The organism is Romboutsia lituseburensis DSM 797 (assembly GCF_900103615.1).
In the GTDB taxonomy this organism is placed as follows: Bacteria; Bacillota; Clostridia; order Peptostreptococcales; family Peptostreptococcaceae; genus Romboutsia_F; species Romboutsia_F lituseburensis.
In genome coordinates, this window is record NZ_FNGW01000002.1 from 141,651 (window position 1) to 156,635 (window position 14,985).

Consider the following 14,985-nt stretch of genomic DNA (forward strand, 5'->3'; position numbering starts at 1 on the left):
ATATTTTGTTAAATCATATCCATATTTAAAATAAAATAGCCTTATAGGATAAATTTATCCTATAAGGCTATTTTTTACTTATTCATATATACTTTCCAATCACCATAATAAACTGGTATTAAATTATCATTTTCATTTATATTAGATTCTGGATTGTATTCATAGTAGTATGCTTTTTCTATACTTCCATCTTCTAATTTAACTTTTACTTCTTTTCTTAAATACTCACAGTTTAAATTATTATCTTCTGTATAATTTTCTAATTTATCTAACTCTACAAGACTTTTATCAAAATCTTTAAGTTCCATTAATTCTCCAGAAATGTTATCATTGCCTGGAATAACTGCAGGATATCCCTTGTTATCTAAGTGAAATAGTTGACCTTTTATAGTTCCTTTATAAACTTTAGATACTTTACCATTTAAAAGCTTATTATAATTAAACATATCACTTCTCAAACTGCCATATACAAATATTTTATCTATTAACATATTTCTCCACCTATAGTTTTTATATCTTCTTTATATAAAGTACATGCCTCTATCGCTAGTTCTAGCCCTTTTACAATTTCATCTAAAGACATATATGGAGTATTTTTCTTATCTATAACTTGAGAAGTCATATATGGTATGTGTATAAAACCACCTTTTATATTAGGATACTTTTTATCTATCATGTATAATATTCCATACATTACATGATTGCAAACAAAAGTCCCAGCTGTATTAGATACAGTCGCAGGTATTTTATTTTCATTCATATGTTTAACCATTGCCTTTATTGGTAAGTTAGAAAAATATGCAGTTTGCCCATCTTCTTTTATTATCTCGTCTGTTGGCTGATTTCCTTCATTGTCTTTTATTCTAAAATCATCCATATTTATAGCAACTCTTTCAGGAGTTATATCAAATCGCCCTCCAGCTTGTCCTACAGATATAACTATATCTGGATTATGCTTTTCAACCGCTTCTTCTATAGCTTTAACTGATTTGGTTTGAACTGTTGGTATAGTTATTTTTATAACTTCTGCTCCATTTATATTGTTACTTACCATTTTTACAGCTTCTTCTGCTGGGTTTACTAGTTCTCCTCCAAATGGATCAAATCCCGTTAATAAAACTTTCATTTTGCTACCTCCTGTGATGCTTTTTTTCTTCTATGTTTATTGTTTTACTAAAATGCTAAGAAATACATTGCAAATATATGAAGTACTAATAACACTATAGCAACTGGTGCTTGATATTTTATAACATCATATTGCTTTCTCATTTCTAAAAGTGCCGCTGGGACTATATTGAAGTTTGCTGCCATTGGTGTTAATAATGTTCCACAGTATCCAGCTGTTAATGCTAAAGCACCAACTATCGCTGGATTAGCACCTTGTGCTAAAACAAACGGTATACCTATTCCTGCTGTTATAACAGCAAATGCAGCGAATGCATTTCCCATTATCATAGTGAATATTGCCATACCTATCACGTATGCAACTACTCCAAAAAATCTACTATCTGCAGGTACTACTCCTGAAATTATATTTGATATCACTTCTCCAACTCCAGCTGTAGTAAACAGTGCTCCAAGCGCAACTAGAAGTTGTGGTAACATACTTGCAGGTCCCATTTGTTGTAAAAGCCTTGCACTATCATCTACTGTTGTAGAAACTTTTGCTTTAGTTAACATAAATGCTGATATTAATGCAACTACTGCGCCTGCGCCAATTGCAAATTGTGAAGAACTTCCATAAGCTTTTAATCCCATTGCAACTGCAACTGCTGCAACTGCTAATACTAATGATGGCCAGAATATCTTATTACCAAGTTTTTCTGATTGCTTTTGACCAAATTCTTCACTTGGCATATCGTATTTTGCGAATACAACTTGCTTTGTAAGCGTTAGTAAACTTGATAATATTAAAATTAATCCTATTATGTTAGCAGGTATTAATGTTCCAAATATAAATGGTATAGACATTAATGTCCAAAATAATGCTGTTCCGTATTTTTTATTACTATCTATTGTCTTATATGACTTTATTGCAATAACTATCATTAAAAAACCCATAAGAGCATAAAAAATTTCTAAAGATATATTTATAAAGTTTTGCACGTCGTTTCCCTCCTTATTTAATTATTTTTGTCCATATTTTCTTTTTAACTTTTTATCAAATAAGTAATTTTGAACTGCTGATACTAAAAACGCTACAATAGCCATTATTATACTTGCTTTAGCTATTTCTAATTCTGAAACTTTAAATCCTTGTTCTGATAAAGTTGATGCTATAAGTAGAACTCCACTACTTCCAGCAAATAAATTTTGTCCATAGAAGTTACCGTAGTTTTCTGATGCAGCTGCTAATGCCTTTATAGCCTCTTCATCTTCTTCTTTTATTTCTTTATGCTTACTTATTGCAGCTGCTTGAGCCATTGGATTTACTAATGGTCTAACAAACTGAGGATGTCCACTCATTCTTATTGATAGTGCTCCAGCAATTTGTCTTATTAGCATATATATACTAAAAACGCCACCTGCTGTAAGCTTTCCTAAGCTCTCTATTAAATGTACTGCTCTTTGTCTTAAACCATATCTCTCTAAAATTCCTATTACAGGTAATGTTAATATGAATAATGATACAGCTCTATTAGCGACAAATGATTCACCTAAAATGGTAATTATTTGGTTTATATCTAAACCAGCTACTAAACCTGTAGCAAGACCCGCTACTAATACTGTAAAAAGAGTTTCAATTTTAAAAATAAACCCTATTACGACAATTAAAACTCCTATAAGTTTTATCATGGTTTAATGCTCCTTTCGTTTTGACTTAATTTTATTCTTCCAAGATGTTTAACTTTGATTCAATTGAATCTAAAATCATTTGTATCTATTATACACTCTGTCGAATTTTGGCGCAAGTCCCATTTTTTTGTAAATTATATATTTTCTAAATTTTCTATATATTAGAAAGGATGCTTTAATATTATTAAAACACCCTTAATTACTTATTATTTACATATTTTTAATTTCTTTTTTATTCATTTCATATTAAAACTTTTTTAAAATTATTTATATATTCTTCACTATCTTTTACTAAAGTTTCTAAGTCATATTTGCTATTATATATACCTTTTATATTTTTTAAAATATCTAAAGTAGTATAAAGGATTTCTTTACTTGCACTTTCATATCCCTTTTTCAAATCTTCTACTGTCTTATACTTTAATTCCTCTATAAAATCATCTACATCCTTTAATATATCTTTGCTTTTTTGCTCTAACCTAACTTTATCATATATAGCTTTTGCTAATGCACCACTTACTGTACCTGCAATTAATAATGGAGGGCAATACATCATTAATGCACTGCCTATAGTAACTGATGCAGCAGATCCACCAATCAAAGCACTATATAGTGACACAATACTTCCAGATGTTGCTCCTATTACAGCTCCTGTTCCTACTACTGCTAACATATCATTCATGTTAGCTTTATCTTTTTCCAAATTAAAGTTAGGGCTACTTAAAAATTCTTTTTTATAATTTATTTCTTCCACATATTTTTTTATATTTTCATCAAGTTCTTGACTTACTTCTTTTATACATTCACTCCACTCTACAAAAAATAAATCATCTAATTCTACCTTTTTTTTATTAATAATTTCATCTACATAATTTTCATTTATATATAGATTTGCATTAGCTATATTTTCCTTTATCTTTTCCATTTCTTCATTGAAAAATAGACGATTTGACCAATCATCAATTTCAAAATCCATTTTAGACTTTATATATTCAAACTTATTTTGAAGTACCTTTTCATATTTATTAAGTTCATCAATAGTAATAGATATTGATTTTATATAATCATGGTGATTTATTATTTCTTTCTGTATAACACCTTTAATTGATAGCTCTCTACTTTCTTTTTTTATATCATCACAATTTTCATATATATTTTTTATATATTTATTTAAATCATTAAAATTTTTTTTCAAATCTGTATAGTTAGATATTACTAAGTCATTATCTTTAGCTATTGCCTTTTTACTAATTTTTGCCTGATATTCTAAATAAGAAGATACCATAAAAAATTTATCCATATAAATCCCATACTCATCATTTATATATTCTAATGTATCATTTTTATTTTTATCTAATAAGTCACTTTTATTTATAACTCCTACAATAGGCTTTTTATATTCGCAAATTAAATCTAGTACATCAGATATATCTTCTTGACCTAGATGAGTTGCATCTATTACAAATAAAATCAAGTCTGCATTTTTAATATATGACATAGTTTTTTCTTCATTTTGTTTTGTTATACTCTTAAGACCTGGAGTGTCTACTATGTTTATATTTTTTAAATACTCTAGATTTAATCTAACCTTAGTAACATGTTTATCTCTTGTTATATATGATTCTGAGCCATAAATTACTTCTAATATATTAGATGTAGCTTCTAAAACATCAACTTCACTAACTTCGCAACCTAAAAGTGCATTTACTAAACTAGATTTTCCTGATTTAACTTCACCTACAATAACTATTTTTAAAGGATCATGTTTATTATTTTCTATAACTTTTATGTTTTCTAACGTTTCATCTAATTTTTTATAAATTAAATCTTTAAATGGAAGGGAGTTTCCTTCTATTATTTTTTTTCTAATAGGAGAATCTAAAAACTGTTCTTTTACACTATAAATATCAATATTATTTTTTTGCAAAATTTCACCTCAAATCATTTAGTATTTTTTCTATATCGTTTAAGTATTGTATATGTTTTTTTATGTTTGAATAATGAATGTATTTTTTTTCAAATGCATTATTTTTAGTTTGGTTTATGTCAATCTTTATTGATTCAATTTTATCACTTAGTGCTTGATTTATCTCATATTTTAAATTATTGATTTTCTTATAGATTTGCTCTTTGAATATGATATCATTGGTTTGAATTTTACAGTTTTTTTTAGTTATAAATTTATCAAAAATATTTTTACTTAGATATCTAGTTTTAATTTCTCTATGTATGCTACTTGACATGTGATAGTTAATTACTAGATTTTTACTTTTAGTAAAATATATTTTTGTATCTAATTTATCTTTTTTATTTATCTTATTTAAATTTGCTTTTTTTTGTATCTCATCATATAACATTTTTAGCTCTATATTACATTGATTTTGCAAATTTTCTACGTTATCTCTCAATACACAATTAAATTTATCTATACAAATGTTTTTATTTTTTATACTATCAATATAATCATTTGTAAATATATATAATTTTTTAGATTTTTTATTTATATCAAAATCAATTTGATTATATATAGACATATCATTATAAAGCTCTCTTTTGTAATCATAAATTAAATTCATTACATTGGTTTTCATCATATCTAGATTTCTGTATTTTGAAGCTATCTGGTTATGTTCACATAATTTAGTAAAGTTCTCATTTATACTATTATATAATCCTTCTATATTGCTTTTTTTTACTAATTCATAATCATTATTCAAAAAACCATTTAAAGCTTCTTTTGCTGAAACATACACTATATCTTCAAATTCGCTTCCATATATTTCAGTTATACGTCTTCTAACTTTAGCAAGGTTAGCTATGTTTTCTTTTTTAATTATATCTATCTTATTTACTACTGCTATCTTATTTTTCTTAGTTTTATAGAATTCATCAATATAATTTATTTCATTTATTAATTTACTAGTTTCACTTGATACTACGTTTGAAGCATCTATCAACCATATAACGCCATCTGCTTTTTCGTAATATGTTTTCATTCTATTTAATGTGTTTTTTAATAAAGTTTGATTCAATCCAGGTGTATCTACAATTATAAAATCATTTAAAATAGAACCTTTTTTTAAATAATATTTAACTTTTTCTATATTGGACTCATACAAATATTTTTCTTCTAACTTTATCTTATATTCTTTAAGTTCTTTAGTACTTATATCTTTATTTTTTTTATATTCCTTTATAATACTAGATATATATTTTTTTGACTGTTTAAATTTATATTCTTCATTATTTAAGATATATTTTCCCTTATCTATACTTATTATATCTTTTTCTTTATCAGTGTAATAAATCTCTATTTTTTCATCATCTGCCATTATAAATTCATCTAACTTCCATGTATTTGGTATGTCATTTGTCTCAACAATGTTTTGATTTAATAAAGCGTTTATCAATGTTGATTTTCCATAATTTCCGGATCCTATTACAAATAATAAAAATGGATTTTTTAGTTCTAAAATACTATCTAAAGTCCTTTCAACTTCTATTTGTAATGAATTTAATAAATTTGATGATTTACTTTCTTGTGAAAAATCTACATCTAATTTAAGCATATCTAACAATTGTTCTATACTGTTTATTATATTTATCATACGTGAAAGCTCTATTTGCCTACTTTCATACATAGTTACCATTCCTTTTAGCTTTACTGTATTTAATTATTTATTTTACATTATATGAATAATTTATTTTTTCAATACCTAACTATATTATTTTAGTTTAATCTATTAGCCTTGCAATTTTTATAAATTAAATGTATAAATATTATATTAAGTATTCATATACTTTTACTGAAAGGAGATGTTTGATATGAAAAAAGCATCATCATTTATTGTTGTAAATGCAATTTCTATATATTTAGTTTCCCTATTAATGGATAGTATGTATATAGGATCTTTTAAATCACTACTTATTCTTACCTTAATATTTGGTATTTTGAATCTTACGGTAAAGCCTATTATAAAGTTTTTCTCTTTACCAATAACATTCTTAACTTTAGGTCTTTTTTCTTTAGTTATTAACGGAGCTGTTTTAAAACTTGCATTTTCAATTGTTTCTGGAGTTCACCTAAGTGGATTTGTAAGTGCAATTATTGCATCTATATTATTATCTATTGCAAATATGATTTTATATAGTGTACTTAGTGATAACTAAAAGAAGAGGATATCCTCTTCTTTTTTAATGTATTTTTAAACTAATAATTATTGGGTAATAATAAATATAATACAATATAGTTTTTTGGAGGTATTTTATGAGTTTTACTAAAATAAGTGATATTAATATAAATAACGATAGTCGAAGTTTTGTAATTGCATACAACTTTAATGCTAAAGAACTTTCTGTAATTAAAATAATTTGTAATTTATTAGGTATTAAAGATATAGAAATCTTAACTAAAAGTAATTCAAACTCTATAATTAAAGACATAATTAATAATAAATTAGATCATAGTGAAAAAGAAGGTCTAAATCAAAAATCTTTGATTTTCAATAATATTGAGTCTATTAAAGTAAGTTCTTTTATAGATAATATGAAGAAGTTTAGAATTAGCAGACCTCTTATAGCATTTGTTACTGAAAATAATATAAACTGGACTTTAAATACTCTTGTCTCTCATTTATTAGAAGAAAGAAATGCTTTAAAAAGTGGAAAAACTATTAAACATTAAAAATAGTCTCAAACTTATAATAAGTTTGAGACTATTTTTATTTAAATAAAATTTATTTTTTATAGTTTTTGTAAATTTAAAATATATTAGATGTTTTCTAGAACTTTTTGTGCTATCATTTATCTTAAGAAGAGTAAGTTCTAATTAATAAAAATGTTTTAGTTGCTTTAATCGACTTGGATGTCTTAATTTTCTTATTGCCTTAGCTTCGATTTGTCTAATTCTTTCTCTTGTTACACCAAATACTTTTCCTATTTCTTCTAATGTTTTAGGTGTATCATCATCAAGACCAAATCTCATTCTAAGAACTCTTTGTTCTTGTTCGCTAAGGCCAGTTAATAATTCTTCTATTTTTTCACGTAAATTATTTTGTTCTACTTCATGCATTACTACATCGCCAAAATCTGCATCTGATGGAATAAATTCAACTAAACTGCTATCTTCATCTTCTTTTATAGGTGTATCTAAAGATACTACGTTTTTATCTCTCTTTAATATATCTATAACTTTTTCTACTTCAAGATCACATACTTCTGCTAGCTCATCTAGGCTAGGATCTCTTTGAAGCACATTAGCCAACTCTTGTTTTTTTCTTTTAACGAAATTTATTCTTTGATGTAGATGCACAGGTATTCTAATAGTATTTTCACAGTCATCTATGTATCTTGTTATACTTTGTTTTATCCACCACGTAGCATAAGTACTAAATTTATACCCCTTTTTATAATCGTACTTTTCTACAGCTTTTATTAATCCAATATTTCCAGCTTGAATTAAATCTAACATATCTACACTTTCTTTTCTGTATTTTTTAGCAATACTTACAACTAATCTATAATTGGCATTTATAAATTGTTCTTTCGCTTCTGGTGAAGAGTTAATTATTGCCTTTGCTAGTTCTACTTCTTCAACGGCTGATAGCATTTTGTACTCTTCAATTTCTTTTAAGTACATTTTCATTGCATTTGATGTGTTTGATGAGTCCCCATAAATATAGTTTTCATAAGTATGTTCTTTTTTAGCCCCCATAATCTAACCCCTTCTATCCATATTAGTTTGTTAATCAAAATATTTAAGTATTTTTTAGCTTCATCTAATTCTATAATATGATTTCTATTACTGAAAAATACCATTCAATTAACTTAAATGTCAATAAGTTTATTTATCTATTATTCTACTTTACGTTCCAAATTTCCTTCTTTTTTTTATAGTTTTTTTTTGGTAATTTATTGTAGTAAATTTTCATAGATTTTTCAACTGTTTTTTATTAAAAAATAGTATATTTTTTAATTTTTCAAAATTTTTTATTTATACATTTATATATTATTTTTTAATATATTTCTATAGTATCTTTTAATTACTTAGTATTTAGACTATATATAGAAAAAAAGACTGCAAAATGCAGTCTTTTTTCCTCGAACGACGTTATAAACCCCTCTATTAACAAATCCTTAGCGTTTGCCCCAACACTTACGGTTTTTTATAGAGAATCTTTAACCATTTAATAATACCACCATTAAAAAATATAGTCAAGTTTGTATATTTTTGTATTTTTATTAGTGCTTACAACCACAGTCGTCTCCACATCCACAGTCATGATTATCATCGTGTCCACATCCACATTCATGACCATCTTCATTATGATGTTGTTCATGATTTTCTGCTAATTCCTCCATTTTGAAGAATTCCTCTACCATTGTATCATAAGTTGGTAAAGCCGCTTCAGTGTCATATTCTTCTCCTGTCCAGTCTGCATACATCATAGCATCACCATTAGTTAATACTAATCTTCCGGCCATAGTCATATTGTCTACATCTTCTAAGAAGTCTATTTGTTTTTGTACAACTTCACCTTCTAATTTTATGTCTTCATCCATACATTGAACTATCATAACTGGTGCATAGTAGTCTTCTTTATCTTTAACATTAACAACTACATCTAATACACCTTCTGCACCTTCCTCAAATTCAGATAATGCTACATCTGTATCTATCATATCATGTGGAACTAATAAGTCCTCCATTAAGTACTTTATAACTCTTTCTTTTACTAATTGCTTTGACATAATAATTCTCCTTTCAGTTTCTAACTATTTGTTGTCCAAACTTTTCTTCTTTATAGTATACCACATTTACAATTTTTTCAATCTTTAAGGTAAAAATAATCATAAATATAAATTATTTTTACTCATTAACATTTTTTTAATACTTACCTTATTTTATCTTTAATATAGTCTTAGTATATGCAGTATAAATTTATAATTATAAAAAGCTCCTAACTAGATTTTCGAAACTTATAAATACTCTTTCAATATATCTTTTCGACTTAATTTAATATTTTTTTTATTTTAAGTTAATTTAAAGTATCACACTTTTTCACTATAAGTAATAAATTATATTAGAGAGTTCTTCTCTCTAATATAACCAAGTATTGGAGGAATATATAAATGGGTATACCTTGTGCAAAACAACCCCTTATTGTTGAATTTAAAGGTGGTATAACAGTTAACTATCCTATGCAATTCAATGAAGATACAATTGACTTTTTTTCTTCTCAAACAGGATTTCCTATAGACAAACTAGGAATAGCTTTAAATACATCTGACCTTATCCTTAAAGTTGAAGAGGTTGTAGAACAAATCGATCCACCTATAGACATACCAGTAGATTGCAATCCTCAAGGTTTTATATCAGTTAGTGATGTTACAGTAAATCAAGTAAGTGTTCAAGGAGCTATACAGTTTGTAGCTAATGCTAATTTATTTGATGAAAGTACTATTCCTGAACCTAAAGGCTTTAACTTAGCATGGCCTTCTACTTCAGGTACTATCAATATAGATAAAAAACTTTTAGCATATACTGATAATCCAACTGATCAATATGATCTAAGTGTTACTTTAACTGATTTAAAACTTGATTCTGCTGAAACTGAAGCAGCTTCACAAAACCTTTATTTCTTTGTTATAGCTGGAACTTTATCTATTGAAGCTATAGCAAAATAACTTAATGAATTAACATATATTTAATATAAATATATATCCTAAAAAATATAAAAAGGAGATGTTAAGATGGCTTTTCAAAAAGAAGCTCCTGTTTATCTTCAAGTGAGAAGATCTAACTTACAAAATATAGGTATAAATATCACAAATCCATATGACTATACTCAGGTTGTACCTTTTGTAAGTTGTTTCATAAATGTGACAAGTGATCAATACTTTAAAGTATCGGTTGAAGAAACATCAAATAGCTATAACTACACTAATCCAGGTTGTAATAATCAAATAGTTAAAATTTACTATAAAATAGATGAAGTTACCGTTTCTGGTGCTGCACCATATGAACCAATGTTACACTCTTCTCCTACAACTTTACTTGCAGGCAGCCAACAATTCGTAGGTTTAGAACAAGAATTCGGATGTTATCCAGTAGGTAGTGCTCCTACTGATCCTACTAACTATACTATGGTTTTCGAACCATTTAGTCAGGAAGATCCTACTGACCCTACTAAATATATAGTATACGATTTAATGTCAGCTGATGATCCTAAGCCTTATATTGTTGTTGACAGTGCACCTGGATATGATGCAATTAGCTTTGTTGCTGATGATCCTACAGCTCTACCAGCTACAGCTACAGGTACTTTTGTATTTAGAGTTTATCCTTTAGTTGAAATCCAAATGAAACCTTAAGTAATAAAGAAGCTGTCTAATTTAGACAGCTTCTTTATTTGCTAAATTGACTATTATATAAGTCAGCGTATACACCGCCTTTAGCCAATAGTTCTTCATGATTGCCTTTTTCTATAACATTACCAGCTTTCATAACAAGAATTATATCAGCATCCTTTATAGTAGATAGTCTATGAGCAATAACAAAACTAGTTCTACCTTCCATCATTTTATTCATAGCTCTTTGTATATTTATTTCTGTTCTTGTATCAACACTACTTGTAGCTTCATCTAGAATTAATATCTTAGGATTTTTAAGCATAGCCCTTGCTATAGTTAATAATTGTTTTTGACCTTGAGAAATATTAGATGCTTCTTCATTTATTTCTGTATCGTATCCTTTTGGTAATGTTCTAATAAAGTGGTCTGCATTTGCAGCTTTAGCCACAGCTACAATGTGTTCATCCGTAGTTTCCTTTGTCCCATATGCTATATTTTCCTTTATACTTCCTTTAAACAACCAGGTGTCTTGAAGAACCATTCCAAACATATCCCTTAGATCTTCTCTTTTCATTTCTTTTATATCTACTCCATCAATTAAAATCCTACCTCCATTTAATTCATAAAATCTAAGTAGTAAATTAACTAAAGTAGTTTTTCCTGCTCCTGTTGGTCCAACTATAGCTACTGTTTGTCCAGGAAGTACGTTTATATTCATATCATCTATTAATATATGATCTTCTTCATATCCAAATTTAACATGTTCAAATTCGACCATTCCTTGTGGATTTTCTATTTTTTTGCTAGGTACTGGATCTTTGATCATTTCTTCCTCATCTAAAAGCTCAAACACTCTTTCTGCTGATGCAACTGTAGATTGTATTATATTTGCAATATTTGCAGTTTGGCTTATTGGTTGAGCAAATTGCTTTGAATATTGTATAAATGCTTGTATATCCCCAATTTGTATTTTGCCACGTGTTACAAGTATTCCGCCTATAACAGATACAAACACATAGCCTAAATTATTTGTAAAATTCATAACAGGCATCATTATTCCAGACATAAATTGAGCTCTCCATGCAGCTGAATATAAATCTTCATTTATATTTTTAAATGTATTTATAGAGTTACCCTCTCTATTAAAAGCTTTTATAACGTCATGTCCTGTATACATTTCCTCTACATGTCCATTTAGCTCGCCTATAACTCTTTGTTGTTTTATAAATTGACCTTGTGATCTTTTAATTATAGGTCTTACAAATATTACCCCTAGTGGTAGTGTTACTATTGTTACTATTGTCATAATTGGACTTATAGTTAACATCATTACTATTACTCCAATTATAGTTACAATAGATGTTATTAACTGAGTTATACTTTGTTGTAATGTAGAACTTATATTATCTATATCATTACTAACTCTACTTAAAAGTTCCCCATGGGTATGAGCATCAAAAAACTTTAGTGGTAGTGTATTTAGCTTATCATAGACATCATTTCTCATATCATATACTGTTTTTTGGGCTACTATTGCCATTATATACTGTTGAATATAGCTAAATATACTACTTATAACATACAGTACTATTAATAATATTAATATTTTGCCTATATAATTAAAATCAATAAAAGCTCCAGGTACACCTTTAACTTTCATCATTATTCCTTCGAAAATTTTAGTTGTAGCTTTCCCTAATATTTTGGGACTCACTATAGAAAATACTGTACTTAAAATAGCAGCTATAAAAACTAATACAATACTTTTTTTATAATGTTTTACATACCCTAGTAGTCTTTTTAATGTACCTTTAAAATCTTTTGCTTTATCAGTTGGCATTGCACCTCTCATTGGTCCACCCATACCTGCTGGCTTTGGTTGCTTATTTTCACTTGCCATATTACATCTCCTCCTTTGAAAGTTGTGAGGATACTATTTCATTATATATATCACAAGTTTTTAGTAATTCATCATGAGTACCTATTCCCGCTACACATCCATCATCTAGTACTATTATTCTTGTTGCATCCATTACGGTTGATACTCTTTGTGCTACAAGTATTACTGTAGAATCTTTTGTTTCTTTTAAAAGAGATGCTCGAAGTGCTGCATCCGTTTTAAAATCAAGTGCAGAAAAACTATCATCAAAAATATATATTTCAGGTTTTTTTACAATAGCACGTGCAATTGATAATCTTTGTTTTTGACCTCCTGATACATTTGTACCACCTTGAGCTATAAAAGAATTCTCTTTGTCTTGCATATTATCTACAAACTCTTTTGCTTGCGCTATTTCTATTGCCTTTTTAACTTCTTCTTCTGTTGCATTTTCCTTCCCATATTTTAAATTTTCAAAAATAGTTCCACTAAATAATATAGCTTTTTGAGGAACATAACCTATTTTACTTCTTAATGCATGTTGCTCTAAATCTTTTACATTTACTCCATCCACTAAAACTTCACCTTCTGTGGCATCAAAAAATCTAGGAATTAACTTTACTAAAGTTGATTTACCAGATCCTGTACCTCCAATGATAGCTGTTACTTCTCCTGGCTTGCTTACAAAACTTATGTTATTTAAAACTTTTTCAGTATCTTTTTCATATGAAAAACTTACGTTTTTAAATTCTACAAATCCTTTTTTATCCGTATCTTTGATTGCATTCTCTTTGTCACTTAAAGTCTTTTCTATATCTAATATTTCATTTATTCTTGTTGCTGATGCTGATGCACGTGGTATCATAACAAACATCATAGAAAGCATCATAAGTGCAAACATTATTTGGGATAAATACTGTATAAACGCCATTAAATCTCCAACTTGCATTTCTCCGTTATCTATTCTAATTCCACCAAACCAAACAACAGATATAATACTTATATTTACTATAAGCATCATAAGAGGCATAAGTAATGTTATAGTTTGGTTAGCTTTAGTTGCAACTTCGCATAAGTCTAAACTAGCATTTTTAAATCTTTTTCTTTCTAAATCTACCTTATTAAATACTCTAATAACTCTTACACCTATTAGATTTTCTCTAAGTACTCTGTTTAAATTATCTACTTTTTTTTGCATTGATTTAAATAAAGGTACTGCTCTTTTAAGTATTAACCCTATACTTATTATAAGAATAGGCATTGCAACTAATATTATTAATGATAATTTAGCATCTTTTCTAACTGCCATTATAGTTGCTCCTATAGCTACCATCGGTGCGTAAAGCATCATCCTAAGCATAATCATAACAACTTGTTGAATCTGAGTTATATCATTTGTAGTCCTTGTTATAAGTGATGCTGTTCCAATTTGATTAAACTCATGCAAAGAAAAATTTTCAACTCTTTCAAACACTTTATTTCTTAAATCTCGACCAAAGCCCATAGCGACTTTTGATGAAAAATAACTTGCACTAACAGTAACTACTCCTCCTAAAAAAGTTACCAAAATCATTTTAAATCCAGTATTTATAATATAATTAGTATCTTTATTAACAACACCTTTATCAACTATATCACTCATTAAATTTGGTAAATAAACATCGGATAAAGACTGTAAAAATACTAATATAAATATAACAACTATTATTCCTAAGTAAGATTTAAGGCCTTTTAATAATTTAATCATATGTTCCCTCCTTTTATTGGATTATTTATATTCAAATTGATGTGATTATTTTACCCTATACGAATAACTAAAATTCACCAGTAATATATTTATAATGGCTTAATTTTTATTCGTTATAAATTTTATTATAATTTTCTATTTTTTTATTAAATAATCATAACTTATATTTTTGAAAATTGACAATTTTCTGTATTTTGTTACCAACTTGTAA

General features: G+C 27.2%; 14 protein-coding genes. 4 read left to right on the top strand and 10 right to left on the bottom strand.

The window, feature by feature from the left end; genetic code table 11:
* Positions 1-74 precede the first annotated feature (74 nt).
* From BLP75_RS03845 to BLP75_RS03870, 6 genes are all read right to left on the bottom strand, one after another.
* The gene (locus tag BLP75_RS03845; RefSeq protein ID WP_092723084.1) at positions 75-491 is read right to left on the bottom strand and encodes a gamma-glutamylcyclotransferase family protein; all 417 of its coding nucleotides are present in this window, start codon (positions 489-491) and stop codon (positions 75-77) included.
* The gene (gene pcp / locus BLP75_RS03850) at positions 485-1,126 is read right to left on the bottom strand and encodes a pyroglutamyl-peptidase I (RefSeq protein WP_092723086.1); all 642 of its coding nucleotides are present in this window, start codon (positions 1,124-1,126) and stop codon (positions 485-487) included. Before pcp ends, BLP75_RS03845 begins: the two co-directional genes overlap by 7 nt.
* Positions 1,127-1,173: 47 nt before the next feature.
* On the bottom strand, positions 1,174-2,106 hold the full coding sequence (locus BLP75_RS03855; RefSeq protein ID WP_092723088.1) for a DUF979 domain-containing protein: 933 nt from the start codon (positions 2,104-2,106) through the stop codon (positions 1,174-1,176).
* 21 nt (positions 2,107-2,127) lie between these two features.
* A complete protein-coding gene (locus BLP75_RS03860; RefSeq protein ID WP_092723090.1) occupies positions 2,128-2,796 on the bottom strand; it encodes a DUF969 domain-containing protein in 669 nt (222 codons plus the stop codon).
* 241 nt (positions 2,797-3,037) lie between these two features.
* Positions 3,038-4,723 (bottom strand): dynamin family protein, encoded by a 1,686-nt coding sequence (locus BLP75_RS03865; RefSeq protein ID WP_139149825.1) that lies wholly within the window; start codon positions 4,721-4,723, stop codon positions 3,038-3,040.
* A gap of 4 nt (positions 4,724-4,727) precedes the next feature.
* Positions 4,728-6,437 carry a dynamin family protein gene (locus tag BLP75_RS03870; RefSeq protein ID WP_170139148.1) on the bottom strand — a complete coding sequence of 570 codons (1,710 nt, stop codon included), beginning with the start codon at positions 6,435-6,437 and terminating at the stop codon, positions 4,728-4,730.
* Between the two features lie 184 nt (positions 6,438-6,621).
* On the opposite strand from BLP75_RS03870, the gene BLP75_RS03875 reads away from it, so the two are divergent.
* Together BLP75_RS03875 and BLP75_RS03880 are read left to right on the top strand one after the other, a co-directional pair.
* Positions 6,622-6,966 carry a phage holin family protein gene (locus tag BLP75_RS03875; RefSeq protein ID WP_092723096.1) on the top strand — a complete coding sequence of 115 codons (345 nt, stop codon included), beginning with the start codon at positions 6,622-6,624 and terminating at the stop codon, positions 6,964-6,966.
* A gap of 97 nt (positions 6,967-7,063) precedes the next feature.
* Complete coding sequence (locus BLP75_RS03880) at positions 7,064-7,480, top strand: DUF3783 domain-containing protein (protein ID WP_092723098.1); 417 nt, start codon at positions 7,064-7,066, stop codon at positions 7,478-7,480.
* A gap of 144 nt (positions 7,481-7,624) precedes the next feature.
* Here BLP75_RS03880 and BLP75_RS03885 read toward each other — a convergent pair whose 3' ends face one another.
* Complete coding sequence (locus BLP75_RS03885; RefSeq protein WP_092723100.1) at positions 7,625-8,509, bottom strand: sigma-70 family RNA polymerase sigma factor; 885 nt, start codon at positions 8,507-8,509, stop codon at positions 7,625-7,627.
* A gap of 527 nt (positions 8,510-9,036) precedes the next feature.
* Entirely contained in the window at positions 9,037-9,546 is a 510-nt protein-coding gene (locus BLP75_RS03890; RefSeq protein WP_092723102.1) for a type I restriction enzyme HsdR N-terminal domain-containing protein, read from the bottom strand.
* Positions 9,547-9,927: 381 nt separating this feature from the next.
* On the opposite strand from BLP75_RS03890, the gene BLP75_RS03895 reads away from it, so the two are divergent.
* Complete coding sequence (locus tag BLP75_RS03895) at positions 9,928-10,482, top strand: hypothetical protein (RefSeq protein ID WP_092723104.1); 555 nt, start codon at positions 9,928-9,930, stop codon at positions 10,480-10,482.
* A 66-nt stretch (positions 10,483-10,548) separates the two neighbouring features.
* A complete protein-coding gene (locus BLP75_RS03900) occupies positions 10,549-11,169 on the top strand; it encodes a hypothetical protein (RefSeq protein ID WP_092723106.1) in 621 nt (206 codons plus the stop codon).
* 34 nt (positions 11,170-11,203) lie between these two features.
* Here BLP75_RS03900 and BLP75_RS03905 read toward each other — a convergent pair whose 3' ends face one another.
* Together BLP75_RS03905 and BLP75_RS03910 are read right to left on the bottom strand one after the other, a co-directional pair.
* Positions 11,204-13,048 (bottom strand): ABC transporter ATP-binding protein, encoded by a 1,845-nt coding sequence (locus tag BLP75_RS03905; RefSeq protein ID WP_092723108.1) that lies wholly within the window; start codon positions 13,046-13,048, stop codon positions 11,204-11,206.
* 1 nt (position 13,049) lies between these two features.
* Positions 13,050-14,774: an ABC transporter ATP-binding protein gene (locus BLP75_RS03910; RefSeq protein ID WP_092723110.1), complete on the bottom strand. Its 1,725-nt coding sequence runs from the start codon at positions 14,772-14,774 to the stop codon at positions 13,050-13,052.
* Between the last annotated feature and the right edge of the window lie 211 nt (positions 14,775-14,985).